This is a genomic window from Gemmobacter serpentinus, assembly GCF_008973825.1.
Classification (GTDB): Bacteria; Pseudomonadota; Alphaproteobacteria; order Rhodobacterales; family Rhodobacteraceae; genus Gemmobacter; species Gemmobacter serpentinus.
Genome location: NZ_WCHR01000003.1, coordinates 58,130 through 84,312 on the forward strand (window position 1 = coordinate 58,130; position 26,183 = coordinate 84,312).

The 26,183-nt window shown below is 62.9% G+C and carries 30 protein-coding genes and 1 pseudogene; 20 read left to right on the forward strand and 11 right to left on the reverse strand.

The features are described from left to right. Window position 1: 1 nt before the first annotated feature. Together GBJ34_RS00815 and GBJ34_RS00820 are read right to left on the reverse strand one after the other, a co-directional pair. Complete coding sequence (locus tag GBJ34_RS00815) at window positions 2-592, reverse strand: L,D-transpeptidase family protein (protein WP_151717355.1); 591 nt, start codon at window positions 590-592, stop codon at window positions 2-4. Beyond that, window positions 589-1,770, reverse strand: a complete 1,182-nt coding sequence (locus tag GBJ34_RS00820) for a MalY/PatB family protein (RefSeq protein ID WP_151717356.1) — start codon at window positions 1,768-1,770, stop codon at window positions 589-591. Before GBJ34_RS00820 ends, GBJ34_RS00815 begins: the two co-directional genes overlap by 4 nt. A gap of 277 nt (window positions 1,771-2,047) precedes the next feature. On the opposite strand from GBJ34_RS00820, the gene def (GBJ34_RS00825) reads away from it, so the two are divergent. From def (GBJ34_RS00825) to GBJ34_RS00845, 5 genes are all read left to right on the forward strand, one after another. Further along, a complete protein-coding gene (gene def / locus GBJ34_RS00825; protein WP_151717357.1) occupies window positions 2,048-2,566 on the forward strand; it encodes a peptide deformylase in 519 nt (172 codons plus the stop codon). Between the two features lies 1 nt (window position 2,567). Continuing rightward, window positions 2,568-3,062, forward strand: a complete 495-nt coding sequence (gene def, locus GBJ34_RS00830; protein WP_151717358.1) for a peptide deformylase — start codon at window positions 2,568-2,570, stop codon at window positions 3,060-3,062. Further along, on the forward strand, window positions 3,059-3,562 hold the full coding sequence (gene def, locus GBJ34_RS00835; RefSeq protein WP_151717359.1) for a peptide deformylase: 504 nt from the start codon (window positions 3,059-3,061) through the stop codon (window positions 3,560-3,562). The genes def (GBJ34_RS00830) and def (GBJ34_RS00835) overlap by 4 nt, the downstream gene beginning before the upstream one ends. A 41-nt stretch (window positions 3,563-3,603) precedes the next feature. Continuing rightward, on the forward strand, window positions 3,604-4,500 hold the full coding sequence (gene fmt, locus GBJ34_RS00840) for a methionyl-tRNA formyltransferase (RefSeq protein WP_151717430.1): 897 nt from the start codon (window positions 3,604-3,606) through the stop codon (window positions 4,498-4,500). A 110-nt stretch (window positions 4,501-4,610) separates the two neighbouring features. Next, window positions 4,611-4,847, forward strand: a complete 237-nt coding sequence (locus GBJ34_RS00845) for a GlsB/YeaQ/YmgE family stress response membrane protein (RefSeq protein ID WP_151717360.1) — start codon at window positions 4,611-4,613, stop codon at window positions 4,845-4,847. Here the strand turns inward: GBJ34_RS00845 and GBJ34_RS00850 are convergent. The 7 genes from GBJ34_RS00850 to GBJ34_RS00880 form a co-directional block, all read right to left on the reverse strand. Continuing rightward, the gene (locus GBJ34_RS00850; protein ID WP_151717361.1) at window positions 4,837-5,355 is read right to left on the reverse strand and encodes a TetR family transcriptional regulator; all 519 of its coding nucleotides are present in this window, start codon (window positions 5,353-5,355) and stop codon (window positions 4,837-4,839) included. The two genes, GBJ34_RS00845 and GBJ34_RS00850, sit on opposite strands and share 11 nt — an antisense overlap. A 39-nt stretch (window positions 5,356-5,394) precedes the next feature. Next, on the reverse strand, window positions 5,395-6,021 hold the full coding sequence (locus tag GBJ34_RS00855; RefSeq protein WP_151717362.1) for a trimeric intracellular cation channel family protein: 627 nt from the start codon (window positions 6,019-6,021) through the stop codon (window positions 5,395-5,397). Beyond that, window positions 6,018-6,482: a ribonuclease HI gene (gene rnhA / locus GBJ34_RS00860; RefSeq protein ID WP_151717363.1), complete on the reverse strand. Its 465-nt coding sequence runs from the start codon at window positions 6,480-6,482 to the stop codon at window positions 6,018-6,020. Before rnhA ends, GBJ34_RS00855 begins: the two co-directional genes overlap by 4 nt. A gap of 41 nt (window positions 6,483-6,523) precedes the next feature. After that, complete coding sequence (locus GBJ34_RS00865) at window positions 6,524-6,952, reverse strand: DUF3429 domain-containing protein (protein ID WP_151717364.1); 429 nt, start codon at window positions 6,950-6,952, stop codon at window positions 6,524-6,526. Window positions 6,953-7,152: 200 nt separating this feature from the next. Beyond that, window positions 7,153-8,106: a 4-hydroxy-3-methylbut-2-enyl diphosphate reductase gene (gene ispH, locus GBJ34_RS00870; RefSeq protein ID WP_151717365.1), complete on the reverse strand. Its 954-nt coding sequence runs from the start codon at window positions 8,104-8,106 to the stop codon at window positions 7,153-7,155. Window positions 8,107-8,152: 46 nt separating this feature from the next. Further along, window positions 8,153-8,590 (reverse strand): YqaA family protein, encoded by a 438-nt coding sequence (locus GBJ34_RS00875; protein WP_151717366.1) that lies wholly within the window; start codon window positions 8,588-8,590, stop codon window positions 8,153-8,155. A gap of 120 nt (window positions 8,591-8,710) precedes the next feature. After that, on the reverse strand, window positions 8,711-9,289 hold the full coding sequence (locus GBJ34_RS00880) for a LabA-like NYN domain-containing protein (protein WP_151717367.1): 579 nt from the start codon (window positions 9,287-9,289) through the stop codon (window positions 8,711-8,713). Window positions 9,290-9,426: 137 nt separating this feature from the next. On the opposite strand from GBJ34_RS00880, the gene folK reads away from it, so the two are divergent. The 12 genes and pseudogenes from folK to GBJ34_RS00940 all read left to right on the forward strand — a co-directional run bounded on the left by folK (window position 9,427) and on the right by GBJ34_RS00940 (window position 19,442). Next, window positions 9,427-10,008, forward strand: a complete 582-nt coding sequence (gene folK / locus GBJ34_RS00885) for a 2-amino-4-hydroxy-6-hydroxymethyldihydropteridine diphosphokinase (RefSeq protein WP_151717368.1) — start codon at window positions 9,427-9,429, stop codon at window positions 10,006-10,008. A 98-nt stretch (window positions 10,009-10,106) separates the two neighbouring features. Beyond that, window positions 10,107-10,466: a DNA-directed RNA polymerase subunit omega gene (gene rpoZ / locus GBJ34_RS00890; RefSeq protein ID WP_151717369.1), complete on the forward strand. Its 360-nt coding sequence runs from the start codon at window positions 10,107-10,109 to the stop codon at window positions 10,464-10,466. An 18-nt stretch (window positions 10,467-10,484) separates the two neighbouring features. Continuing rightward, entirely contained in the window at window positions 10,485-12,602 is a 2,118-nt protein-coding gene (locus GBJ34_RS00895; RefSeq protein ID WP_151717370.1) for a RelA/SpoT family protein, read from the forward strand. A gap of 30 nt (window positions 12,603-12,632) precedes the next feature. Continuing rightward, on the forward strand, window positions 12,633-13,346 hold the full coding sequence (locus GBJ34_RS00900; RefSeq protein ID WP_151717371.1) for a DUF2062 domain-containing protein: 714 nt from the start codon (window positions 12,633-12,635) through the stop codon (window positions 13,344-13,346). Between the two features lie 28 nt (window positions 13,347-13,374). Beyond that, complete coding sequence (locus GBJ34_RS00905) at window positions 13,375-14,115, forward strand: pyridoxine 5'-phosphate synthase (RefSeq protein ID WP_151717372.1); 741 nt, start codon at window positions 13,375-13,377, stop codon at window positions 14,113-14,115. 10 nt (window positions 14,116-14,125) lie between these two features. Further along, on the forward strand, window positions 14,126-14,548 hold the full coding sequence (gene acpS, locus GBJ34_RS00910; RefSeq protein WP_151717373.1) for a holo-ACP synthase: 423 nt from the start codon (window positions 14,126-14,128) through the stop codon (window positions 14,546-14,548). 51 nt (window positions 14,549-14,599) lie between these two features. Beyond that, complete coding sequence (lepB, locus tag GBJ34_RS00915; RefSeq protein WP_151717374.1) at window positions 14,600-15,388, forward strand: signal peptidase I; 789 nt, start codon at window positions 14,600-14,602, stop codon at window positions 15,386-15,388. Beyond that, window positions 15,385-16,074, forward strand: a complete 690-nt coding sequence (rnc, locus tag GBJ34_RS00920; protein ID WP_151717375.1) for a ribonuclease III — start codon at window positions 15,385-15,387, stop codon at window positions 16,072-16,074. The genes lepB and rnc overlap by 4 nt, the downstream gene beginning before the upstream one ends. Continuing rightward, window positions 16,067-16,974, forward strand: a pseudogene (gene era, locus GBJ34_RS00925) (GTPase Era). Before rnc ends, era begins: the two are co-directional and overlap by 8 nt. Before the next feature lie 3 nt (window positions 16,975-16,977). Further along, window positions 16,978-17,310 (forward strand): DUF1491 family protein, encoded by a 333-nt coding sequence (locus tag GBJ34_RS00930; protein ID WP_151717376.1) that lies wholly within the window; start codon window positions 16,978-16,980, stop codon window positions 17,308-17,310. A 58-nt stretch (window positions 17,311-17,368) separates the two neighbouring features. Continuing rightward, window positions 17,369-18,091 carry a DNA repair protein RecO gene (recO, locus tag GBJ34_RS00935; protein ID WP_151717377.1) on the forward strand — a complete coding sequence of 241 codons (723 nt, stop codon included), beginning with the start codon at window positions 17,369-17,371 and terminating at the stop codon, window positions 18,089-18,091. 139 nt (window positions 18,092-18,230) lie between these two features. Next, complete coding sequence (locus tag GBJ34_RS00940) at window positions 18,231-19,442, forward strand: MFS transporter (RefSeq protein ID WP_151717378.1); 1,212 nt, start codon at window positions 18,231-18,233, stop codon at window positions 19,440-19,442. Window positions 19,443-19,487: 45 nt separating this feature from the next. On the opposite strand, the gene GBJ34_RS00945 is transcribed toward GBJ34_RS00940, so the two are convergent. Beyond that, the gene (locus tag GBJ34_RS00945; protein ID WP_151717379.1) at window positions 19,488-21,152 is read right to left on the reverse strand and encodes an acyl-CoA dehydrogenase family protein; all 1,665 of its coding nucleotides are present in this window, start codon (window positions 21,150-21,152) and stop codon (window positions 19,488-19,490) included. 225 nt (window positions 21,153-21,377) lie between these two features. After that, the gene (locus tag GBJ34_RS00950) at window positions 21,378-22,976 is read right to left on the reverse strand and encodes a phosphoenolpyruvate carboxykinase (RefSeq protein ID WP_151717380.1); all 1,599 of its coding nucleotides are present in this window, start codon (window positions 22,974-22,976) and stop codon (window positions 21,378-21,380) included. Window positions 22,977-23,346: 370 nt separating this feature from the next. Between GBJ34_RS00950 and GBJ34_RS00955 the strand changes: the two genes are divergently transcribed. From GBJ34_RS00955 to GBJ34_RS00965, 3 genes are read left to right on the forward strand one after another with little or no spacing between them, the layout of a single operon-like run. Further along, entirely contained in the window at window positions 23,347-24,048 is a 702-nt protein-coding gene (locus tag GBJ34_RS00955; RefSeq protein ID WP_151717381.1) for a response regulator transcription factor, read from the forward strand. Between the two features lie 10 nt (window positions 24,049-24,058). Further along, window positions 24,059-25,750: a sensor histidine kinase gene (locus GBJ34_RS00960; protein ID WP_151717382.1), complete on the forward strand. Its 1,692-nt coding sequence runs from the start codon at window positions 24,059-24,061 to the stop codon at window positions 25,748-25,750. After that, a complete protein-coding gene (locus tag GBJ34_RS00965; RefSeq protein WP_318843215.1) occupies window positions 25,747-26,178 on the forward strand; it encodes an HPr kinase/phosphorylase in 432 nt (143 codons plus the stop codon). The genes GBJ34_RS00960 and GBJ34_RS00965 overlap by 4 nt, the downstream gene beginning before the upstream one ends. The last annotated feature ends 5 nt before the right edge of the window (window positions 26,179-26,183 follow it).

Sequence of the window (26,183 nt, forward strand, 5' to 3'; positions counted from 1 at the left end):
CTCAGGGACGAACCTCGACGGTGGTGCCGATCTCGACCGCGGCCCAAAGTTCCTGAATTTCGCTATCAGAAACCGCGATGCAGCCGGCGGTCCAGTCCTGCATCAATGTGGGTTGGCCCTTGCGACTGTTGGGCTGGCCATGAATGAAGATATCGCCACCCGGGCTGTAGCCGCCTGCGCGGGCGCGGCTTATATCCTTGGGTTGCGGATAATCGAGGCCAAGCGACAGGTGATAGGCACTGGCCCCGTTGCGCCGGTCGATGCGAAAGCGCCCTTCGGGTGTGCGGCCATCGCCTTCGCGGTCCTTGTCGCCGATGGGGGCAAAGCCAAGCGCAATACGATAGGTTTTCAGTGGATCCCCATCCCGAAACACCGTCATCCGGCGCGCGGATTTCTCGATCAGGATGTGATCGACCTTGCCGTCGAGCGGGCCTTGAGCCATCGGAGGCAGAGGAATGGGCGGCGTGACGGGGGGCAGATCGTGGCGGAGCCAGATCAGCCCCGCCACGATCAGAAAGATCAGCGCCAGCAGGGAAAACGCGCGGGCGAACCGCTGGCCCCGGCGCGGGCGCCTGTCGTCACTTTGCCTCATTGCAGGTCTTTGAACGCCTCTTGCAAACGGCGCACGGCCTCCTGGACCTGGGCGCGGGGCGCGGCCAGATTGAAGCGCAGGCTGTTTTCGCCACCCATGCCGAAGCTCGCGCCGTGGTTCACGGCGATTTTCGCCGTTTTCTGAACGCGATCAATGGCCTCTTGTGCGGGCATTCCCGTGGCCGAAAAATCAACCCAGGCCAGATAGGTCGCCTCCAGCGGCATGGAGCGCAGGCCGGGAATGGCATTCACCCCCTCATCAAACAGACGCCGATTGCCATCCAGATAGGCGACCAGTTGATCGACCCAGGCCGCACCTTCGGGGCTATAGGCGGCGGTTGCCATGAACAGGCCAAAGGAATTGGCCGAAATGCCAAGGGCATTCATCCGCTGGGCAAAACGCGCCCGCAAGGCCGCATCGGGAATGATGACATTGCCGGAATGGCTGCCTGCGATGTTGAAGGTCTTGGTCGTGGCCGTCATCATCACCAGTCGGTCGAGAATGCCAGGCGCGGCCAGCGGCATCACGGTATGTTTGTGGCCGGGGAAGACCAGATCGTGATGGATCTCGTCCGAGACCAGGATCAGGTCATGCTTGCGACAGAACTCGGCAATGGCCCGCAACTCGGCCAGCGACCAGACCCGTCCGCCCGGATTGTGCGGCGAACAGAGGATCAGCATCCGTGTCGTGGGCGTCAGCTTGGCTTCCCAGTCGGCGGTGTCAAAGCTGTAGCGGCCATCGGTCTGCGACAGCGGGCATTCGATCACCTCGCGCCCCGCCGCGCGGATCACGCGGGCAAAGGCGTGATAGACCGGCGTCATCAGAATGACTCCATCCCCCGGCTTGGTGAAACTGTCTACGCAAAGTGCTGTGCCGTTCACCAGCCCATGGGTGGTGAAGATCGCCTCTGGTGCCACATCCCAGCCGTGGCGTGTCTTCATCCACCAGCGAATCGCCGCCAGATATTCTGCCTCGTCGCCGTAATAGCCGTAGAGGCCATGGGCGGCCATTTTCTCGACGGCTGCCTGCACGCAGGCTGGTGGCCGGAATTCCATATCCGCCACCCACATCGCGATCCCGTCTTGCGGCGAGACGCCATAAAGCGTCTCCATCATGTCCCATTTCACCGAATGGGTGCCGATGCGGTCGATCTGTTCGTCAAAATCCGGGCTGGTCATGGTCGTCCTTCCTGTTCGGGCCGAGCCTAGCGCGCTTGGCGGCGGGCGCAAGATCTGGGCAGCAGGCTAGTTTGCCCGCAGTTGCGGTGCAATTTTTTATGCCTGTGAGAAATTTCATCCATTATTTATGTGTTATGTTGGGATCTCATCCCACCATTAAGGAAAGTTTCGGGAGAACATGTCGAACTTCCTGCGCCGCGCTGATGGGGGGTGGCAAGGCTCCACCGGGCTGGTGCTTGGCATTGCGTGAAAAGGCTCAAGCGCGTAAATCAGGGCCATGATACGCCCGATCCTGATCCATCCCGACCCGCGTCTGAAGAAGCTGTGCGACCCCGTGACCGAGATCACGGCAGAGATTGCGCGGCTTGCGGAAGACATGCTGGAAACCATGTATGACGCACCCGGCATTGGCCTGGCCGCGCCGCAGATCGGCGTGATGAAACGGGTGATCGTGCTGGATTGCGCGAAAGAACCCGAGGCGCATCGCCCCATCGCGATGATCAACCCTGAGATCATCTGGTCGTCCGAGGATCTGTCGTCCTATGAGGAGGGCTGCCTGTCGATCCCCGATCAATATGCCGAAGTCGAGCGCCCGGCAGAGGTGCGCGTGCGCTGGCTGGCATTGGATGGACATGCGCAAGAGGAACAGTTTGCGGGCCTTTGGGCGACCTGTATCCAGCACGAGATCGACCATCTGAACGGCAAGCTGTTCATCGATTTTCTGGGGCCGCTGAAGCGGCAGATGATTACCCGCAAGATGGAAAAGCTGAAGCGTGAACGCGCACGGCAGGCCTGATATGGCCGTGCTTCCCGTTCTGCACTGGCCCGATAGTCGCCTGTCGACGCGCTGCGCCGAGGTGACAGAAGTGACCGATGAGCTGCGTCAGCTGGTCGCCGATATGCTGGACACCATGTATGCGGCCCCCGGGCGGGGGTTGGCTGCGCCGCAAGTGGGGGCAATGCTGCGGGTTTTCGTGATGGATTGCGGCTGGAAGACCGGGCCGCGCAATCCGCGCATCTGCCTTAATCCCGATATTCTCTGGATGTCGAAAACCCGGGTCAGCGGGCCAGAGGGATGCCTGTCCATTCCCGGCGTGACAGCCGAGGTCAGCCGGGCGCGGGCGATCCAGCTGCGCTGGATGGATCTGGAGGGCGAAACCCATCAGGCCGATCTGACCGAATTTGACGCGATCTGCGCCCAGCATGAATTCGATCATCTGGACGGGGTCGTGACCTTCAACCGCCTGTCGCCTGAAGCGCGCGCCCGGGCCGAAGCAGAGTATCTGGCATGACGGCACGCGCTTGCCTGCAATGGCCCGACAAGCGGCTACACAGCGCCGCCGCCCCGGTGGAGGCGATCACCGATGAGGTGCGCGCCATCTGGAAGGATATGGTCGACACGATGGAGGCGATGCCGGGCTATGGCCTTGGCGCGCCGCAGATCGGCGTCATGCAGCGGCTGGCGGTGGTCGATTGCTCGACGGAGCGCGGGCAGGCGGTATTGATGGCCAATCCCGAGATTCTCCATGCCTCGATCCAGTTCCGCGAGCATGAAGAGGCCAGCCCCAATCTGCCCGGTGTCTCTGCGGTAATCAGCCGCCCGCGTGCGGTGACGGTCCGGTTCCTGAACGCCGAAGGTGTGGTGGAAGAGCGGGATTTCGTCGGCCTCTGGGCGACCTCGGTCCAGCATCAGATCGACCATATCAACGGCAAGATGTATTTCGACCATCTGGGCCCAGTGAAGCGCAAGATGTTGATCGCCAAATCGGAAAAGCTGCGGAGACGCGGATGAAGGCGGCGGAGATGAAGGCACCGGAGGTGAAGACGGCGGGGATGAAGATCGTCTTCATGGGCACGCCGGACTTTTCCGTGCCAGTGCTGGAGGCTTTGGCGCGCGATCACGAGGTGGTCTGCGTCTATAGCCAACCGCCCCGCCCCGCCGGGCGCGGCAAGAAGGATCGCCCCTCGCCGGTGCAGATGAAGGCCGAGGAACTGGGTCTGCCTGTGCGCCATCCGACCAGCCTGAAATCGCCCGAGGCGCAGGCGGAATTTGCGGCCCTTGGCGCGGATCTTGCGGTGGTGGTGGCCTATGGCCTGATCTTGCCGCAGGCGGTGCTGGATGCGCCGCGCCATGGCTGTCTGAACATCCATGCCTCGCTCTTGCCGCGTTGGCGTGGGGCGGCACCGATCCATCGCGCGATCATGGCGGGCGATGCGGAGACCGGCATCTGCATCATGCAGATGGAGGCGGGACTGGATACCGGGCCGGTGCTGCTGCGCGAGGCGACCGCGATCGGCGTGGAGGAAACCACCGGCGCGCTGCATGACCGCCTGAGCGACATGGGCGCGCGGCTGATCCTTGATGCGCTGGCCGACCTGCCGCAATTGCAGCCCGTGCCGCAGCCGGACGCCGGCGTGACCTATGCCGCCAAGATCGACAAAGCCGAGGCGCGGCTGGACTGGACGCGCCCCGCGCATGAGGTGGATCGGCTGATCCGTGGCCTGGCACCCTTTCCCGGGGCCTGGTGTGATGTGGCGGGCGAGCGGGTGAAACTGCTGGGCAGCCGCGTTGTGCAAGGTGAAGGTGCGCCCGGCGCGGTGCTGCACGGTGTCATCATTGCCTGTGGTGTGGATGCGGTGGAAATCACCCTGTTGCAACGCGAAGGCAAGCGCGCAATGACCCCGGATGAGGCGTTGCGTGGCTTTGCATTGCCTGCGGTGCTCGGGTAACGCGCTGTCTGCTGTGATGAACCGCCTGCGGAAATTGCGCCCGTGCAGCGATGATGGACAGCGCGCGGGCCTTGCGTCAGACTGCACGCATCCAACCCTGTGAGGCCCGCATGAATTTTGTCATGATCCTGATCGTCGGTGCCGCCGCGGGCTTTCTGGCCACGCGATTCATGCGGGTGCAGCTGGACGTGGTGACGACCGTTCTGATCGGCGTGGTTGGCGCGGGCGTGTCGTGGTTCGTTCTGCGGCTGATCTATCGGCTGATGGGGTCGGGCGTCATGTTGATCGGGGCCATTGCCGGGGCGATGGCGCTGATCTGGCTTTGGCAGAAATATTTCAATCGCTGAGACGCTTCAGCACGTCCTTTAGCCGCACCGGCTTGCCGCTGGCCTCTTGCCACAGCAATTGCCCTTGCCACAGCGCAAACAGGGCCGCTGCGGCCTCCCGGCCTTTTGGCCCGCCGCCGATCCGCAGCGCCAATGCGGTTTCGACCTGCGCCCGCCAGCTTTCGGCCTGGGCCCGCAACCCCGGATCGTCATCGGCGGTGAGCAGCAACATGGGCGAGATGGAAAGATCGCCGCCAAGCGCCTTGAGCAGCGCAAGCGCGCCCTTGCCATTCAGCGGGCAGGCGCTTTCGAATTGGGTGGTCTCGGTCTCCAGCTGCTGCCAGCCCTGGCTGATCGCCGCGCGCAACATGGCGTCGCGGGTGGTGAAACGCTGCACCAGTGTCGGAGCGGCGAGGCCGGTTGCCTGCGCGACGGTTGCAAAGGACACGCCCCGCGCGCCTGTGTCGGTCAGCAGGCGGAGAGTCGCGGTCAGCACGGCGCTGTCGGAAATGAGCTTCTTACGGGGCATGGCCCTTTGTAACCGGCTTGTGTGACAAGCAAAGCGGAATTAGCGCAATCCGTCACGCGGCGGGCGCGGGCGATAAACCGGCAGGCGCCAGCCAAAGGCGATGGAACCCGCGCGCAAGGCGAAGGTGACCACCGCGCAGGCCAGTAGCGCCCCGTCCATGTCGATCCAGGTCAGCACAACGGCGGCAAGTGCCCCGGCAAAGGCGGCGGTCACATAGATCTCGCCCGCCTTCAGGACCATCGGCACCTCGTTGCAGACCACATCGCGCATCAGCCCGCCCAAGCACCCGGTGGCGATGCCCATGACGACGGTGACCGCCGGCGACAGGCCGGCGGCAAGCGCCACACCCACGCCCGCTGGCACCGCGACCGCCAGCGCGCAGGCATCGAGCCAGCGCAAGACACGGTAGCGGCTTTCCAGCCGGTGAGCGGCGAAAAACACCAGCACCGCCGCGGCGGCTGCAACGCCCAAATAGATCGGCTGGCCGATCCAGAACACCGGGTCGCGGTTGATCAGCACATCGCGCACCGTGCCGCCGCCGACGGCGGTCAGGCAGGCGATGAAGATGAACCCCACCAGATCAAGCTGTGCCCGACTGGCCACCAAAGCCCCGGTCAGGGCAAAGACCGCGACGGAGGCAAAATCGAGCGCGGCCAGCACCGTCATGCCGCGCCCTTTTTCTTGAACGGCGCCATGCCTTCGCGGGCCAGTTCATCGGCACGCTCGTTCTCGGCATGTCCCGCATGGCCCTTGATCCATTTCCAGGTGACCTGATGGCGCGCCTGCGCCGCGTCCAGCCGCTGCCACAGATCGACATTCTTCACCGGCTTGCGGTCAGCGGTCTTCCAACCATTGCGCTTCCAGCCGAAGATCCAGCCGGTGACCCCGTTCTTCACATAGGCGCTGTCGGTGACCACGGTGATCACCGAGGCGCGGCTGAGCGCCTCCAATGCGGAGATCGCGGCCAGAAGCTCCATCCGGTTATTGGTCGTATCAGGCTCGCCGCCATTCAGCGTGCGCTCCTTCACCACCACCTCGCCCTCGCGCGCGAGCATCAGCACGCCCCAGCCTCCGGGGCCGGGATTGCCGGAGCAGGCACCATCGGTATAGGCGAAAAGGTCGGGCATCGGGGCAAGGATCCTGCGGTAGCGGCGGCGTTCGGCGTGGCTTACAGCGCCGAGGTCAGCGAAGCCAGCACCACCACGGTCAGAATGGCGCGGAAGCGCATCCACCACATGGGGGCGATGCCTTCGTTCCAGAACCAGAAATCGATCAGCAGGGTCGCGGTATAGCCAAGGATCATCGCCTCGACCCGGTAGGGGTGCAGCGGCAGCAGGGCGGTTGCGGCAAAGATCGCGGGCAGCACCGCGAATGTATAGGCAAAGCCCGCCTCACGCCCCTCGGTGCGGGTAGCAAAGCCCCAGAGCACCCCGCTGAGGAAGCAAAGGATCACTGTGCCGTAATGCAGCAGCAGCCAATCATCCTTGGCCAGCGCGGTCAATGTCGGGTTGACGATGGGCCAGCGCGCAAGAGATGCACCGGCCAGAAAGGGCACGATGCCGATAATGCCGAAAATGGCGGCGCCACGCGGGATCATGCCCGGCGACCCCGCACAGCTTTCACGGATTGCGATGCAGCCACCGGCCGCGCCACCCAAAGCAGGGCCGGGGCGAGGCAGAGAGCGGCGAATGTCAAAAGCAAGTCGGGTGTCATGGCAACCTCCGGTTAGACCCGCAGACTAGGGGTTTGGGTGGCTGAGGCAAGGCCTTGGCAAACGGACAGGTGCCGCATCCGGCGTCATTCCGCAACGCGCAAGATGCGCGGCACCTTGAATTCCACGTTTTCCTGCGCGGTTTCGACCGGCACGACGGTGGTTTCAAAGCGGTTGCGGAAAGAATCGATCACCTCGTTGACCAGCACCTCCGGGGCGCTGGCCCCGGCGGTGATGCCGATGGCGCGAATCCCGGTCAGGGCGCGCCAGTCGATATCCGTGGCGCGCTGCACCAGTTGCGAATAGCTGCAGCCATTGGCGCGGCCCACCTCGACAAGGCGCCGCGAGTTAGAGGAATTTGGCGCGCCGATCACCAGAAGCGCGTCGATCTTATGGGCGATCGCCTTCACCGCCGCCTGACGGTTGGTGGTGGCGTAGCAGATATCTTCCTTATGCGGCCCGATAATGGCCGGGAAACGCGCCTTCAGCGCGGCCACGATCTCCACCGTATCATCGACCGACAGGGTGGTCTGGGTGATGAAGGCCAGTCGTTCGGGATCGCGGGGGGTGACATGGGCCACATCGGCGACCGTTTCCACCAACAAAACCTCGCCCGGCGGCAGTTGCCCCATGGTGCCGATGGTTTCGGGGTGGCCGGCATGGCCGATCATCACCATCTGCAGGCCGTTTTCATGATGGCGCTCGGCCTCGATATGCACCTTGGAGACCAAGGGGCAAGTCGCATCGACAAAGACCATCTGGCGCGCCTGTGCGGCCTGTGGCACCGATTTCGGCACGCCATGCGCCGAGAAGATGACCGGGCGATCATCGGGCACTTCGTCCAATTCCTCGACGAAGATCGCGCCAAGCGCCTTCAGCCCGTCGACGACAAACTTGTTGTGCACGATTTCGTGCCGCACATAGACCGGGGCGCCCCATTTCTGCAGCGCCATTTCCACGATCTTGATCGCGCGGTCCACACCTGCGCAAAAGCCGCGCGGGGCAGCCAGATAAAGCGTCAATGGGGGGGCTTGGGTCATGTCCGGGGCCTCGTTCGCGTGGGCCAGAGGTAGGCGTTCCGACGGCTCACGTCCAGAGCCAAGCGGTCATTCCGGCAGTTGCGGCGGCGACAAGGGCATAGCGGGCAGTCTTGACCAGGCCGACGACAAGCCCGAATTGCCAGAGCGGGACGCGCAGCGCGCCCGCGATGAAACAGATCACATCGCCGCCGGGTGCCCAACTCAGCAGCAATGTCCAAAGTCCCCAGCGACGGTAGAAGGTTTCGGCGCGCGCCAGCTGCGCTTGCGGGATGCGGAGCCTGCCCTCCATCGCGCGCAGGCCACGTCCGCTTGCCCATGTCACGACCGAACCTGCGGTATTGGCGAGGCCCGCACATAGGATCATCAGCCCGACCGGCGCGGTGCCAGCCAGTTGCAGGGCGATGAACACCGCCTCGGATTGCATGGGGATCGGGGTCGCGGCCAGAAAGGCTGCAAGCATCAGCCCGCCAAGGGATGCCAGCATCAGGTGAACTGGGCCATGGGCAGGGCGGTTGGGTGATTCGACTTGGCTGCGATCCGAAAGGGTCTGGCCGGGCGGCGCGTCATGCAGACAGTGCCCGGCCTGATCCTGACCGACCGGATCTCACTTTGCATGAACCGGCGGCATCGTCTCATCACGCTCCAGCCGTGGCTCGCGCGGCGGGCGGCCGATCACTTCGCGCAGCTCGTCCAGTTCGATGAAGTTGTCGGCCTGACGGCGCAGTTCATCCGCGATCATCGGCGGCTGGCTACGGATGGTCGATACAACCGAAACGCGAACGCCCTGACGTTGCAGGCTTTCGACCAGCGGGCGGAAATCGCCGTCGCCCGAGAACAGCACGATATGATCGAGGCGCGGCGCGAGTTCCATCGCGTTCACGGTCAGCTCGATATCCATGTTGCCCTTCACCTTCCGGCGACCCTGGCTGTCGGTATATTCCTTGGCGGGCTTTGTCACCATGGTGAAACCGTTGTAATGAAGCCAATCAACCAGAGGGCGAATCGGCGAATACTCATCATTTTCAAGCAAAGCCGTATAGTAGAAGGCGCGCAGCAGCTTGCCGCGACGCATGAACTCCTGGCGGAGAAGTTTGTAGTCGATATCGAACCCGAGTGCCTTCGCGGCCGCGTAAAGGTTTGATCCGTCTATGAACAACGCAAGGCGCTCGTCCTTGTAAAACATTCCATGTCCCCTCAAAATACGCCCCGCGCCGTGCATTCAGGGGGTGGTGGAACCCTGAAAAAACGCCTGCGGAACGCGATTGGATAGCAATCCACTGTCAAACTGCGCAACCCATACTTAAGAGAGTGCCACCGGCAATGCTGTCTGAAAATCCCGTTATTGTCGCTTTTGGCGCGAATTTGTCATTTGGTGATGTCTCTGTGCGCAATCGATTGCAGATGGCCACAGATGACCTTGCCGCCGAGGGGTTGGGTGTCCTGCGGCACAGCCGCTATTACGCAACGCCGTGCTTTCCGGCGGGGGCCGGCCCAGACTATGTGAATGCAGCCGCCGTCCTGTCGGCCGATGGCATGTCGGCCGAGGCCGTTCTCAGCGCACTGCATCGGATCGAGGCCAGGCATGGCCGCGCGCGGCAAAGTCGCTGGGCCGGGCGCAGCTTGGATATCGATCTGATCGCGATGGGGAGCACGGTGCTGCCGGATGCCGAAACGCATCGGCAATGGCGCGAGCTCGCCGCTGCGGATCAGGCGCGGCTTGCCCCCGATCAACTGATCCTGCCACATCCGCGCCTGCAGGATCGTGCGTTCGTTCTGGTGCCGTTGGCAGAGGTTGCACCGGATTGGCGGCACCCCCTTCTTCACCGCAGCGTGGTCGAGATGCTGGCGGATCTGCCGCCGGAGGCGGTGGACGAGGTGAAGCCCCTGGTCAAAGCCGCGTGACATTGCCTGTTTGGCGGGCAAGGATGGGATTCCGGCCTTGTCAATAGTCTTGTCGGGCGGTATGGAGGCGTTTCCATGCCATCCGCTAGGAGAACTCCATGGCCCGTGTGACGGTCGAAGATTGCGTTGACAAGGTTCCCAACCGGTTCGAGCTGGTGATGGTTGCTGCCCATCGGGCGCGCGAGATCCAGGCTGGATCGCCGCTGTCGGTTGATCGTGACAACGACAAGAACCCGGTCGTCGCCCTGCGCGAGATCGCGGAAGAAACCCAGTCCGCCGACCATCTGCGCGAGCGCATGATCGAAAGCTATCAGACCCAGATCGAGGTCGATGAGCCCGAAGACGATCAGATGGCGCTGCTGATGGGCAATGGCGATGCCGTTGACCGTCCGGCCACCGATGACATGTCGGAAGAAAAGCTGTTGCGCGCCCTTATGGAAGCGAATGGCGAACGCTGATAGGGCAGGCGGCGGGGCATGATTGATGTCGAGGACCTCGTCGCGCTCGTTCGCAACTACAACCCGCGCACCAATGCCGATCTGATCCGCCGGGCCTATGCCTACGGGATGCAGATGCATGAAGGGCAGTTCCGCAAATCGGGCGAGCCCTATTTCACGCATCCCGTGGCGGTCGCGGCGATCCTGACCGAACAGCGGCTGGATGATGCAACGCTCATCACAGCGTTGTTGCATGACACTATCGAAGACACCAAGGCCAGCTATACCGATGTCGCCCGCGAATTCGGCGAGGAGGTGGCGGAACTGGTCGATGGTGTCACCAAGCTGACCAATTTGCAGCTGACCTCCACCGAATCGAAGCAGGCGGAAAATTTCCGCAAGCTGTTTGTTGCCATGTCGAAAGACCTGCGCGTGATTCTGGTGAAGCTGGCAGACCGGCTGCACAATATGCGCACCATCAAGTCGATGCGCCCCGACAAGCAGGCCCAGAAAGCGCGCGAGACGATGGAGATCTTCGCACCGCTCGCGGGTCGCATGGGGATGCAATGGATGCGCGATGAGCTGGAAGACCTTGCCTTCCGGGTGCTCAATCCCGATGCGCGCAATTCGATCATCCGCCGCTTCATCACGCTGCAACGCGAGGCGGGCGATGTGGTGCACAAGATCACCGCAGATATCCGCCACGAGCTGGAGAAGGCAGGGATCGAGGCCGATGTCTACGGCCGTGCGAAAAAGCCCTATAGCGTCTGGCGCAAGATGCAGGAGAAGGATCTGGCCTTCTCGCGCCTGTCCGACATCTATGGTTTTCGTGTCATCACCACGAATGTGGCCGATTGCTATCGCATTCTGGGCGTCATTCATGCGCGCTGGCGCGCGGTGCCGGGGCGGTTCAAGGATTACATCAGCCAGCCGAAATCGAATGGCTATCGCTCGATCCATACCACGGTGTCCGGACGTGACGGCAAGCGGGTGGAGGTGCAGATCCGCACCCGGCAGATGCATGAGGTCAACGAATCCGGCGTGGCCGCGCATTGGTCTTACCGTGAAGGCGTGCGGGTGCAGAACCCTTTCGCGGTGGATCCTGTCAAATGGGTCGCCAGTCTGAACGAGCGGCTTAGCGCGGAAGACACCGACGATTTCATGGAGAATGTGAAGCTGGAAATGTACACCGATCAGGTGTTCTGCTTCACCCCCAAGGGCGATGTGATGCAATTGCCGCGCGGCGCGACGCCGCTGGATTTCGCCTATGCGATCCATACCCGCATCGGCAATTCCACTGTTTCTGCCAAGGTGGACGGCATTCGCGTGCCGCTCTGGACCCGGCTGAAGAACGGCCAGTCGGTCGAGATCCTGACCGCCGAAGGTCAGCGCCCGCAGGCCAGCTGGATCGATATCGTGGCGACAGGGCGCGCGAAATCCGCGATCCGCCGCAGCCTGCGCGAAGAGGATCGTGGACGATTCATTAAGCTGGGGCAGGAACTGGCCCGTGCGGCCTTCGACCATGCAGGCAAGAAAGCCACCGACAAGGCGTTGCGCACGGCAGCGCGGATGCTGGCCCTGCCCGATGAGATGGAGCTGCTGGCGCAGCTTGGTTCCGCCGAACTTGCCGCGCGCAAGGTGATCGAGGTGCTTTATCCCGAGCTTCAGGTGTCCAAACCCGAGGTGGTGGATGCGCAACGCCCGGTTCTGGGGCTTTCTGCGGATCAGCATTTCAGCCGGGCGCGTTGCTGTCAGCCTGTGCCGGGTGAACGGATCGTGGGCATCACCTATCGCGGCCAGGGCGTTGTGGCCCATGCCATCGATTGCCCCGCGCTTGCGGAGTATGAGGAACAGCCGGAACGCTGGGTCGATCTGCGCTGGCAGGCCGGGCGCCACGCGGCGGTCAATACCGTCAGCCTGGAACTGACCATTGCGAATGACGCGGGCGTGCTTGGCCGGATCTGCACCTTGATCGGCGAGCAGAAGGCCAATATCTCGGATCTGAATTTCATTGATCGTAAACCGGACTTTTACCGACTTGTGATCGATGTCGATTTGCGTGATCTGGAACATCTCCATATGGTGATGACAGCTTTGGAGGCGGAAACCGATGTGGCGCAGATCGCGCGGCATCGAGATCGAAACCGCCAGTCCTAAGGGACGCATGGACGGGCAGGGACCAAGAACGTGGTATTCAAACGGCGCGACAGGCGCACATATGCGCAGCTGGCGCGCGACCTCATCTATCCCAAGGGCGGGATCCGTCGCGCGGTGCAATATGTGTTGCACAGGATGCGCAGACTACCGGATCAGCCGCATCGCATCGCGCGCGGTGTGGCTGCGGGCACTTTCGTAAACTTTCCGCCGGTCTATATGGTGCAGATGCTGTCGGCGGCGGGCCTTGCCTGGGTCATGCGCGGCAATATCATCGCGGCGCTTCTGGCGACCTTCATCTCCAACCCGCTGACCACCCCATTCCTTGCCATGGGATGCCTCAAGCTTGGGCACTGGATGCTGGGGATCGAGCGGCCGCTGACCTTCACCGAGGTGCTGAACGCCTTCACCGATGCGGGCTGGCAGCTTTGGAACAATTTCCTGTCCATCTTAACCCATGATGTGGCGCAATGGGACAAGCTGATCGATTTCTTCTGGTATCTGTTCTGGCCCTATACGGTCGGGTCGATCATTCCGGGGGTTCTGGCCAGCATCGCCACCTATTACATGACCATTCCGCTGGTTCATGCCTATCAGAAACTGCGCGCCGCGAAGTTCAACGAACGGTCCGAGCGGCGGCGTGCCTTGCGGGCCCGGCTGCAGGCGCGTGAGGAGGCGGCAGCGGCTGCATCAACCCCCGCATCAGGGTCTTCATCAGGGGGTGACGAGCCGCCCGCCGCACCGTAAGGTCGGGCCGATTGACAGGAGATCGGCAATGCAGAAGCAGCGGCTTGGGGTGAATATCGACCATGTGGCGACCGTGCGGAACGCGCGGGGATCGGTCTGGCCAGATCCGCTGCGCGCGGCCCTTCTGGCCGAGGCCGCCGGGGCAGATGGCATCACCGCACATCTGCGTGAGGATCGCCGCCATATCCGTGATGCCGATATGGAGGCGCTGAAGGCCGGGATCGGCATTCCGCTGAATTTTGAATGCGCGGCCACCGCCGAGATGCAGGCGATTGTGCTGCGGCTGCGCCCCCATGCCGTCTGCCTGGTGCCTGAGCGGCGCGAGGAGCGCACGACCGAAGGTGGCCTTGACGTCGCGGGCGACGAGGCGCGACTGCGCGATTATCTGGTGCCGCTGCGCGAGGCCGGGTGCCGCGTCAGCATGTTCATCGGCCATGACGCCCGCCAGATCGAGGCCTCGGCCCGGATCGGCGCGGCGGTGGTGGAACTGCATACCGGCCACTATTCCGATCTTCATGCCGAAGGGCGCGCGGCCGAGGCGGATGCGGAACTTGCCGCCCTGCGCGCGGGTGCCACGCTGGCCGCAAGCCTCGGGCTGGAAGTCCATGCCGGCCATGGCCTGACCTATGAGAATGTGGCGCCTGTTGCTGCGATCCCCGAGGTGCAGGAACTGAATATCGGGCATTTCCTGATCGGTGAGGCGATCTATCTGGGTCTTGGCCCCGCCATCGAGGAAATGCGCCGCCGTATGGATGCAGCGCGGGCATAGGGCGGGCGCGATGATCCTTGGCATTGGCAGCGATCTGGCCAATATCGAACGGATCGCCGCCGTTCTGGACCGGCATGGCGACCGTTTCCGCAATCGCGTCTTCACACCCACAGAGCAGCGTCGGGCCGAGGCGCGGCCGCCGCTGATCGCGGCCACCTATGCCAAACGCTGGGCCGCGAAAGAGGCCTGTTCCAAGGCGCTTGGCACTGGGTTGCGGATGGGGATCAGCTGGCGCGACATGGCGGTGACCAATCTGGCTACCGGCCAGCCGGTGATGCATGTGACCGGCTGGGCGGCGGCGCGTCTGGCATCAATGACCCCGCCGGGGCATGAGGCGATCATTCACGTCACCCTGACCGATGATCACCCTTGGGCGCAGGCTTTCGTGGTGATCGAGGCGCGCCCGGTGCCGCAGCCCCCCTTCCAAACTTGACTCCGCGCGCCCCCGCGCGCATGTAGCCGCAAAACCGGCTGAGAGGCGAAAATGGCGAGCAAGGACAAGCAGGGCGACAGCATCCTCGATTGGGGCAAGACGATTGCATGGGCGCTGGTCATCGCCGGTGTCTTCCGCACCTTGCTGTTCCAGCCGTTCTGGATTCCGTCGGAATCGATGAAGGATACGCTGCTCATCGGCGACTTCCTGTTCGTGAACAAGATGGCCTATGGCTATTCGAAATATTCCTGCCCCTTCGCGGCCTGCCCGATCACCGGGCGCATCTTCTCCACCGAGCCGGAGCGCGGCGATGTCGTGGTGTTCCGCCATCCGGTGAACAATTCCGATTTCATCAAGCGCCTGATCGGCCTGCCGGGCGATACCGTGCAGATGAAGAACGGGGTGCTCTGGCTGAACGGGCAGGAAGTGCCGCAGACCCCGGACGGGCAATTCGAGGAAGTCTACGAGCCGCAGGGCCCGATGGGCAGCTTGCCGCGATGCGAGAACGGCCCGGTGGGGCAGGGCGGTATCTGCACCCGCTCGCGCTTTATCGAGACCTTGCCGGGCGGGCGTCAGCATGACGTGTTGAACATCGATACCAACGGCTATGGGGACAATACCGATGTCTTCACCGTGCCGCCGGGGCATTACTTCTTCATGGGGGACAACCGCGACAACTCTACCGACAGCCGCTACAGTCAGGCCGTGGGCGGGGTGGGGATGCTACCTGCCGAATACCTGATCGGCCGTGCGGATCGTATCATTTTCTCCTCTGCCGGGCGATCCATGCTGTTCTTCTGGACCTGGCGGTCGGATCGTTTCTTCAAGGCGATCGAGTGAAACTCTCTGCCGATCTCCAGGCCTTTCAGCGCCAGTTGGGGCATGAATTTGCCAATCCTGAACTGCTTGTCCAGGCGCTGACCCATGCCTCGCTGTCGTCGCCGACCCGGCCCGATAATCAGCGGCTGGAATTCCTTGGGGACCGGGTTCTGGGCCTCGTCATGTCGGAGACGCTGCTTGGTGCGGATACATCTGCGGCGGAAGGCCAGCTTGCGCCCCGCTTCAATGCGTTGGTGCGCAAGGAAACCTGTGCCGATGTCGCGCGCGGCATCGGGCTGGGCGAGGTGTTGAAGCTGGGGCGATCCGAAATGTTGTCGGGTGGGCGTCGCAAGGAAGCCCTGTTGGGCGATGCGATGGAGGCGGTGATTGCCGCCGTCTATGTCGATGCCGGCTTGGAGGCCGCGCGGCGAATGATCCTTTCGCTGTGGGGCAAACGGATCGGTGCGGTTGAATCTGATGCCCGCGACGCCAAGACCGCCTTGCAGGAATGGGCGCAGGCGCGCGGCCAGACCCCGCCGACTTATACCGCGCTTGGGCGTGAGGGCCCGGATCATCAGCCCGTTTTCACGGTTGAAGTGCGGCTGGATAGCGGCGAGGCGGAACAAGCGCGCGCCGGAACGAAACGGGCGGCGGAGCAAGCCGCGGCCAAGGCGCTGCTGGCGCGGATGGAGGGTCTTGATGGCTGAACAACGCGCGGGCTTCGTGGCCCTGATCGGAGAGCCGAATGCAGGCAAGTCCACCCTGTTGAACCGCATGGTCGGGGCCAAGGTCTCCATCGTCACGCACAAGGTGCAAACGACGCGCGCGCGTATTCGCGGCGTCTGTCTGGAGGGCGACGCGCAGATCGTCTTTGTTGATACGCCCGGTCTTTTTCGGCCACGTCGTCGTCTCGATCGTGCGATGGTCGCGGCGGCCGGGGGGGGGCGGCAGACGCCGATATCGTTGTGCTGATGATCGAGGCGCATCGTGGCCTGACCGAAGGTGTCCAGAACATTCTGGACGCGCTGAAGGAACGTGCGACCAACCAGAAGGTGGCGCTGGCCATCAACAAGATCGACCGGATCAAGGCCGAAAACCTGCTGGCATTGGCGCAAGAGCTGAACACGGCCTATCCTTTTGTTGAAACCTTCATGATCTCCGCCGAGCGAGGCTATGGGGTCGACAAGCTGCGCGCCTGGCTGGCCGGAGAACTGCCTGTGGGGCCGTGGCTTTACCCCGAGGATCAGATCGCCGATCTGCCGATGCGCATCATTGCCGCCGAGATTACGCGCGAGAAGTTGACGCTTCGTTTACACGAGGAATTGCCCTATCAGCTGACCGTCGAGACCGAGAAATGGGAGGATCGCCCAGACGGCTCCACCCGGATCGACCAGATCATCTATGTCGCGCGCGATGGGCATAAGGGCATCGTTCTGGGCCATAAGGGAGAGACAGTGAAGGCCGTGGGCTTGGCTGCGCGGGTTGATCTGAGCGAGTTTCTGGATCGCCCTGTGCATCTGTTTCTCCAGGTCAAGGTGCGCCCGAACTGGTTGGAAGAGCCCGACCGCTATTCCGAAATGGGACTTGATTTCAAGGATGGCGACTGAGCCGTGGCGCGACTCGCGAGCGGGCTTTGGGTCGACGCCTATCTGACGCGGCTGCGGCTTGCGGATATCGCTGTCTATATCACGGCGAAGGGCGATGCGACGGCGGGGGCCGTGCTGGTGAAATGCGCGACCCTTGACGGTCGGGCGCGTGCCTTTCAGCGCAGCTATGATCTGCTGGAGGATCGCCGGATCTGGCTGCCCTTTGCCGAAGGGGCCGAGGCCGAGGTCGATCAGGCCGTGGCGCGCGCGCGTCGCTCTGACCCCGATCTTTGGGTGATCGAGTTGGAGGATCGCGCCGGACGCACGCTTCTGGATCAACCTGGCCTGAGCGATTGATCCTGTTAACGCTTTGTTCTTCTCTTGCCCGCAGACTGGTCGCATCGGATAATGCGGTATGGAGTGGCAAGATGAAGGCACATTGATCGCAAGCCGTCCCTTGGGCGAGACCTCGGCGCGGATCGAGGTGTTTACTCCATTCCATGGTCGTCATGCGGGCGCGGTTCGGGGCGGAGCCTCTCGCAAGATGGCAGCGACCTTGCAGCCGGGAAGTCAGCTTGCCGTCACATGGCGGGCGCGTATGGACGACCAGCTGGGCAGCTTCGTGGTGGAGCCGCTGCACAGTCGGGCGTCGGTTCTGGAAAGCCATCTGCGTCTGGCCGGGCTCAATGCCATCTGTGCCATGCTGCGTTTCACGCTGCCCGAGCGCGCAGCCTATCCGCAGCTTTACCGACAGACGCAGGCCCTGTTGCAGCAGGTTGAAGTCGCCGAGGGCTGGGCCGCCGATTATCTGCGTTGGGAGATGCTCCTGCTGGAAGAGACCGGCTTTGGTCTGGACCTGAGCCGTTGTGCGGTGACTGGGCTCCGCGATGATCTGGCCTATGTCAGCCCGCGAAGTGGCCGGGCCGTCAGTCGCACGGGGGCGGGGGAGTGGGCGGACAAGCTGTTGCCTCTGCCACCCGCGCTGCTCGGGCAGGGGCCGCTGATCGGGTCGGAATTACAGCAGGGCCTTGCGATCACCGGACATTTCTTGCGCCGCGAACTGGCAGAGGAAGGGCGGCCATTTCCCGAGGCGCGAGCTCGACTTCTGACGCTGTTGAAGGCGGATCACGCGGGCTGACCGTGCCGACCGGCCAGTGATGGGCAAGCCATTGGGCAGGCGTTTGGATCGGCTGGCCGAAAGACGACGCCGGATGTCGGCCATGATGCAGCGCCGATGGCCGCCATCGCGATGATGGCGGCAGGGAGACTGCGACATCATGGTTTATCCGTTACCGGAGGTGCATCGCACCAGCGTGCCGAAGATTGAGGCCTTTGCGACCTTGGCCGGTCTCGAGGCGGCGGTGCGGGGGCTTTTGATATCCGTCATGCCTTTGGCGATGTATGAGGTTCTGCAAGACCCGGGTCTGGTCAGTCTCGCCTATTTTGTGGTGGGACTGGTCTCCATGGTCTGGGGGTTCCTCGTGCCCGGCATGACGCGACTGGTGCCGCGCCGCTGGATGTATAGTCTCGGCTGCGGCTTCTATCTGCTCGCCATGGGCCTGGCCCTGATTGGGGGAACTGTGCCCACCCTGATCGCGCTGCTGTCCATGATCTTTGCGACTGCCACCTGCTTTGTCTGCTTCAACGCTTATGTGCTCGACTATGTCGCGCGTGGCAATCTTGGGCGGTTGCAAAGTATGCAGATGTTCTATGCCGCCGCTCCTTGGGCGATTGGTCCGATGGCCGGGGTCTGGCTGCGCGATCTGTGGTGGCCGCTGCCCTTCGTGCTGGCGGCGGCCTTCGCGGTCGCGCTTTTGGCGGCATTCTGGCATTTCCGGTTGGGCAATGGGCGCCAGATTGCCAGGGCACGGGCCCCGGCAATCAACCCGCTGGTCTATCTGAGCCGCTTCTTGCATCAGCCTCGGCTGATCGCAGGCTGGATGTTCGCGGTGGTGCGCAGCAGCGGCTGGTGGGTCTATATCGTCTATCTGCCGATCTTTTGCATCGAGGCGGGATTGGGCGACAAGGTCGGGGGGATCGCCCTTTCGATCTCCAATGCCTTGCTGTTCTTCACACCCTTCATCCTGAAACTGTCGCAACGCGCCTCGGTGCGGCGGGCGGTGCGTGCGGCGCTTGCCGGTTGCGCCTTGCTGTTCCTGAGCGCGGCTGCTTTTTCGGGCTGGCCCTGGATGACGGTGGCCTGCCTGATGCTCGGCTCGCTGGGACTTGTGCTTCTGGACGCGATCGGGGGCCTGCCCTTCATGCTGGCGGTCAAGCCGTCAGAGCGGGTGGAGATGGCGGCGGTGTTCTCCAGTTTCCGTGATGTCTCCGGCATGGTGTCCCCGGGCGTCGCTTGGGTCGTTCTGCTGGTGACGCCGGTTGCCGGGATCTTTGCCGCCAGCGGCTTGGCCTTTGCCGCGGCCTATACGGTCGCAGGGCGTCTGCATCCCCGCCTCGGTGCGGCGCGGCCATCCCGAGGCGGGGCGTGAGATCCGCCGGGGGCCATCCGGCGGATCACTCTCGACCCAGGTTGATCAGTCCAGCAGGCGGCGGGCGATGACCTGTGCCTGAATTTCAGCGGCACCTTCAAAGATGTTGAGGATGCGTGCATCGCACAGGATGCGGCTGATCCGGTATTCCAGTGCGAAGCCATTGCCACCATGGATCTGCAATGCATTGTCGGCACAGGCCCAGGCAACGCGCGCGCCCAGCAGCTTGGCCATGCCAGCCTCCAGATCGCAGCGCTTGTCGTGGTCCTTCTGCCAGGCGCTGAAATAGGTCAGCTGCCGCGCGATCATCACCTCGACCGCCATCATAGCCAGCTTGCCCGCGATGCGGGGAAACTCGATCAGCGCCTTGCCGAACTGCTGGCGATCCTCGGCATATTGCATTCCGGTTTCCAGCGCTGATTGCGCGACACCAATGGCCCGGGCACCTGTCTGGATGCGGGCCGATTCAAAGGTTTGCATCAACTGCTTGAACCCTTGCCCCGGCACGCCGCCCAGAAGGTTCGCGCCCTTGACCTTGAACCCGTCAAATCCCAGCTCGTATTCCTTCATTCCTCGATAGCCCAGCACCTCGATCTCGCCGCCGGTCATGCCCGGTGTCGGGAAGGGGTCGGTATCTGTGCCGGGAGTCTTTTCCGCCAGAAACATCGACAGCCCGCGCCAGTCGGTGGTGTCCGCCTCGGTGCGCGCCAGCAGGGTCATCACATGGGTGCGCGCGGCATGGGTGATCCAGGTCTTGTTGCCGGTCACTTCCCAATCTTCGCCAACCCGCACCGCGCGGGTGCGCAGGCTGCCAAGATCGGATCCGGTATTGGGTTCGGTGAAGACGGCGGTCGGCAGGATCTCGCCGCTGGCGAGTTTGGGCAGCCATTCTGCCTTCTGCGCATCGGTGCCGCCACACAGGATCAGTTCGGCCGCGATCTCGCTGCGGGTGCCAAGGCTGCCCACACCGATATAACCGCGCGACAGTTCTTCCGACACCACCACCATCGATGCTTTGGAAAGGCCAAAGCCGCCGAACTCTTCGGGGATGGTCAGGCCGAAGACCCCCATTTCGGCAAGCGATTCAATTATCTCCATCGGAATCAGCTCATCCTTGAGGTGCCAGTCATGCGCAAAGGGAATGACACGCTCATCCGCAAAGCGACGGAACTGATCGCGGATCATTTCCAGCTCTGCGTCCAATCCTGTGGCCCCAAAGGTGGCGCGGCCATGATTGTCGCGCATCCGCGCCACCAGCGCCGCGCGGGCATCTGGCGTGTTGCCGCCCGCAATCAGCGCCGCAGCTTCCGGCCCCGGGGCCCAGGTCTGATCCAGATCGGCCAGCCGCGCAGTCTCGTTCTGTGACATCGGAATGCCACCCGCGATCTGGGCCAGATACTCGCCAAAACCGATCTGCAGGATCAGCGCCTCCATCGCGCCAAAGCTGCCTGCCGCTTGCAGCCGATCGGCCCAGGCGGAAAGCTGACGCAGACTTTCGGTATAGGTCGCAAGCCAGCTGAGCGTATGCGCCGCAAACTGATGCTGCTCCAGCAGCCCGGCGGAAATCTTGCCGTCGCGGCTGACCTTTGCGCGCAGTGCCTCACGGGCGGAGATGAACAGGGCGTCAATCTCGGGAAGCGCGGCCTTGGTCAGCGCCTCCAGATCGGCCAGCAGGGGGGAGGCGGGCATGGCTTGACCATCATGCGGCATGGCGATTCCTCGAATTCTGCAACTGCAAAATTGCTAATCCCTTCGCAACTGCAGCGCAAGAAAAATTCAATATGTTGCGATAAATCTTTCCATAAATGACCTGCCTGAGTGGCGATTAGCCTTCCAATCCTGCAGACAAGAAAAATGCCCCGGGCCGAAACCCGAGGCATCCTCATCTGTTCCCAAATATCCTGGGGATCCGGGGGCAAAGCCCCCGGGGGCTTATCAACCGATCGCCGCCGCTTTCACATCGGCGTCGATATGGGGCACATATTGACCGAAATTCTCGGCGAACATATTCACCAGCTTCTGCGCCTGCGCGTCATAGGCCGCCTTGTCGGCCCAGGTTTCGCGCGGGTTCAGCAGGGTCGCATCGACGCCCGGCACCGCGACCGGCACTTCAAAGCCGAAATTCGGGTCCTTACGGAACTCGACCTTCGAGAGCGAGCCGTCGAGGGCCGCAGTCAGCAGCGCGCGCGTTGCCTTGATCGGCATCCGCTTGCCCACGCCATGTTTGCCACCAGTCCAGCCGGTATTCACCAGCCAGCATTCGGCGCCGGTTTGCGCGATCTTTTCCTGCAGCAGCTTGCCATAAACTTCGGGGCGGCGCGGCATGAAGGGCGCGCCGAAGCAGGTGGAGAAGGTCGGGGTCGGCTCGGTCACGCCACGTTCAGTGCCCGGGGTCTTGGAGGTGAAGCCGGACAGGAAGTGATACATTGCCTGCGCGGGCGTCAGACGTGCGATGGGCGGCAGCACGCCGAATGCGTCGCAGGTCAGCATGATCACATTCTTGGGCTGACCACCAAGGCCGGTCGCCGAGGCGTTGGAGATGTAATCGAGCGGGTAGGCGCAACGCATGTTCTGCGTCAGGCTGGCATCGTCGAAGTCCAGCTCCAGCGTTTCGGGGTTATAGACCATGTTTTCGATCACGGTGCCGAAACGCGAGGTGGTGCCATAGATCTCCGGCTCGGCCTCGGCCGACAGGTTGATCGTCTTGGCGTAGCAGCCACCCTCGAAGTTGAAGCTGCCCTTGTCGGACCAGCCATGTTCGTCATCGCCGATCAGGATGCGCGACGGGTCGGCGGAAAGCGTGGTCTTGCCGGTGCCCGACAGGCCGAAGAACACCGCCGCGTCGTCGGGATTTCCGATGGCGTGGTTGGCGGAACAATGCATCGGCATCACGCCCTTGGCGGGCAGGATGTAGTTCAGCAGTGTGAAGACCGACTTCTTGTTCTCGCCCGCATATTCGGTATTGGCGATCAGGATGACCTTCTTGTCGAAGTTCAGCGCGATAACTGTCTCGGTGCGGCAGCCATGCTTGGCCGGATCAGCCTTGAAGCTGGGGCAGTTGATGATGGTGAATTCCGGAGCAAAGCTGTCCAGCTCCTCGCGCGCCGGGCGGCGCAGCAGATGGCGGATGAACAGGCCGTGCCATGCCAGTTCGGTCACGACGCGCACATCCAGGCGGTGCTCCGGATCGGCACCGGCATAGAGATCCTGCACGAAATAGTCGCGGCCCTTCATATGTGTCAGCATGTCGGCATGAAGCAGATCAAAGGCTTCGGACGACATGGGCGCATTGTTTTCCCACCAGATCGAATCTTCGACGGCAGGGGTGCGGACCACGAATTTGTCCTTTGGCGACCGGCCGGTAAACTGGCCGGTGGTGCAGAGGAACGCCCCGCCGCGACCAAGACGCCCCTCGCCACGACGAACGGCCGCTTCGACAAGCGCGGGTTCGATATCGTTGTAATAGACGTTGCCCAGACCGCTGATGCCCTGGGTTTCGAGGGTGTGGCGGGGGTTCACGCGTCCGTGCGTCATGTGCTTGCTCTCCGGTGCCGCGTCAGGCGCAGCGTCTTACGGTTCAAGTCGGCAGTCGGGGGCCAAAAAACTACCGGCCGGACTCCAGACGATGGAGCCGACACAGCGCCTATAACACGCCATTTTCGTGTAGGAACAGCGCCGTTTTGAAAGGTTAGCGCAACCAGAGAAGGTTTAGCGCAATCATGTTGCGCGGGCATGTCGATGTGCCGGTGCAGTGAGACAAATTAGTCATTTCTTGGCAAATTTTGCACCTGATGGTGCGGGCCTGCCTAGGTGATTCGCAGTTAGCTGTTGATATTTCAACGAGGAACCCGGAATATGTTCGAAAAATACAATATTGAGCAGTAGCAGCACAGGAAAATCGGAAATGTCCAGGATCGCCCTTGTGGACGACGACAGGAATATTCTGACGTCAGTTTCGATCACGCTCGAGGCCGAGGGGTTCGAGGTGGATACCTATAACGACGGCCAGTCCGCTTTGGATGCCTTCAATCGCCGCCTGCCCGATATGGCCGTGCTCGACATCAAGATGCCCCGCATGGACGGCATGGATTTGTTGCAACGCCTGCGCCAGAAGACCTCGATGCCGGTGATCTTCCTGACCTCCAAGGATGATGAGATCGACGAGGTGCTTGGCCTGCGGATGGGTGCCGACGATTATGTGAAGAAGCCGTTCAGCCAACGCCTGCTGGTCGAGAGAATCCGGGCGCTGCTGCGCCGCCAGGAGGCTGTGACCTCGGGCGAGACGGCGGTGACCGAAGAAACCAAGATCATGGAGCGCGGTCAGCTGCGCATGGATCCGCTGCGCCATTCGGTCAGCTGGAAAGGGGTCGATGTCTCGCTCACCGTGACCGAGTTCCTGCTGCTGCAGGCCCTCGCGCAGCGTCCGGGCATCGTGAAAAGCCGCGACCAGTTGATGGATGTGGCCTATGATGATCAGGTCTATGTCGATGACCGCACCATTGACAGCCATATCAAGCGGTTGCGCAAGAAGATGCGGACGGCGGACGAGGATTTCTCGGCCATCGAGACGCTGTATGGCATTGGCTATCGCTACAACGAAGAGTGATAACGGCTGAATGACCGTGGCGCAGCGCATCAGACCGGACTCTGCCGAGCCTGCCCGCAGGGGCGAGGTGGTTCTTGGCGAGGATTGGGTCAGCCCCGAGGCGCTGGCCGAGCAGGAGCTGCGTTCCGGGCAGTCCCGTCGCGGCCTTGTGGCGTTGAACCATTCGCCGCTGGCGCGCAAGATCGTCATCTTCAACATGATGGCCATCGTCGTCATGGTGGCCGGGGTGCTGTTCCTGAACCCGTTCCGAGACAGCCTGGTCCTGCAGCGCGAGCAGGGGCTGATCACCGAGGCAGAACTGGTGGCCGGCATTTTCGAGGCGCAACTGGATGAGACCGGCGGCGTCGCCGATGCGGTGACAACGTTGCAAACGGCTGCCCTTGGCCCGGGCGTTGAAGTGCGGGTGTTTGATCTGGGCGGGCAGATGCTAGCCATGGCGCAGGGGGCTGCGCGCCCGGCTTTGCAAGATGAGCGCGCCACGCTGATCACCGATTTCCTCAATGCGATATGGGATGGCGTTTCGAGCATTCTGTCTGGCGGGCAGGGCGGCGAAGTGGCCCATCCCGATGGTGAGCGGCTGGCCCGCAATATCCTGCCCCGCGCCCAGGGCGGCGAGACCGCGATCGCCACGGCGCGTGATACCGAGGGCCGCACGGTATTCTCTGTCGCGACCCCGATCCGTGATGGTGATCGGGTCGTCGGCGTGATCGCCATGACCTCTGCCGAGGGCGAGATTGATCGGCTGGTGCGTTATGAGCGCGAACAGGTCTTGCAGATGTTCGTGATCGCGCTGCTTGTCTCGATCGGGCTGAGCCTTGTCTTGGCATCGACTATTGCCAATCCGCTCAGCGATCTGGCGGCAGCGGCCGAGCTTGGGCGCGACCGCGATGCCCGCAAGCTTGCACCGGGCCGGGTGCGGATCCCGGATCTGACGGCGCGCCCCGATGAGATCGGCCGCCTGTCGGTCGCGATGCGCGGCATGGTCGCGGCTCTTTACGACCGCATTGATGCCAATGAACAATTCGCGGCCGATGTCGCGCATGAGATCAAGAACCCGCTTGCCTCGTTGCGTTCGGCCGTGGCCTCGCTGCATCTCGCCAAGCGTGACGATCAGCGCACGCGGCTTCTGGAAGTGATCGATCACGATGTGCGGCGTCTGGACCGGCTGGTCAGTGACATCTCCAACGCCTCGCGTCTCGACAGTGAACTGGTGAAGGAGGAGGAGGAGGAGTTCAATCTTCTCAAGACCCTCGCCAATCTGTCGGAATATCTGGGCCAGCAGGCCGCCGAACAGGGCGTCGATTTCGTGACCGATCTGCCCCAGGATCCAATCGTCATCCGGGGGCTGGAGGGCCGACTGGCACAAGTCTTCGTCAATCTGATCACCAACGCGATTTCCTTCTGTGAAGAGGGCGATGCCGTCCGGGTCTGGGCGCGGCGGCGTGAGAATCGCGTGCTGATCGTGGTGGAAGATACCGGCCCCGGCATCCCGGAACAGGCTTTGACCAAGGTGTTCAAGCGCTTCTACTCCGAACGCCCGCAGGTCGATTTCGGCAATCATTCCGGCCTGGGCCTTGCGATTTCAAAACAGATCGTCGAGGCGCATGGCGGCGTGATCTGGGCCGAAAACATCCGTCCGACCCATGCCGATATCACCTCGGAACCGCTGGGCGCACGCTTCATCGTTGGCCTGCCGGTGTGACAGCCGACAGCGCATCGTTGATCCTTCATGGCAGCTGTGTCGCGCTGAATGGGAACGGCCTGTTGATCCTGGGATCGTCTGGCGCGGGCAAGTCAACGCTGGCGCTTGCCCTGATGGCCATGGGCGCGCAGCTTGTGGCGGATGACCGGGTGGTGGTGGCGCGCGACGGCGACGCGCTGATCGCCTGCGCGCCTGCAGCGCTCAGCGGGATGGTCGAAGCGCGCGGCATCGGCCTGTTGGGGGCGACGCCTCTGCCACAGGCACGCCTGCATCTGGTGGTCGATCTGGACCAGACCGAACCCGACCGCTTGCCGCCGCGGCGTGAAATCAGTCTGCTTGCCTGCCGCTTGCCCCTTGTTCTTGGCAAGTCGCTGCCGCATCTTTCCATTGGGCTTGCGCAATATCTGCGCGGCGGTCGGCGGGATTGATCGGG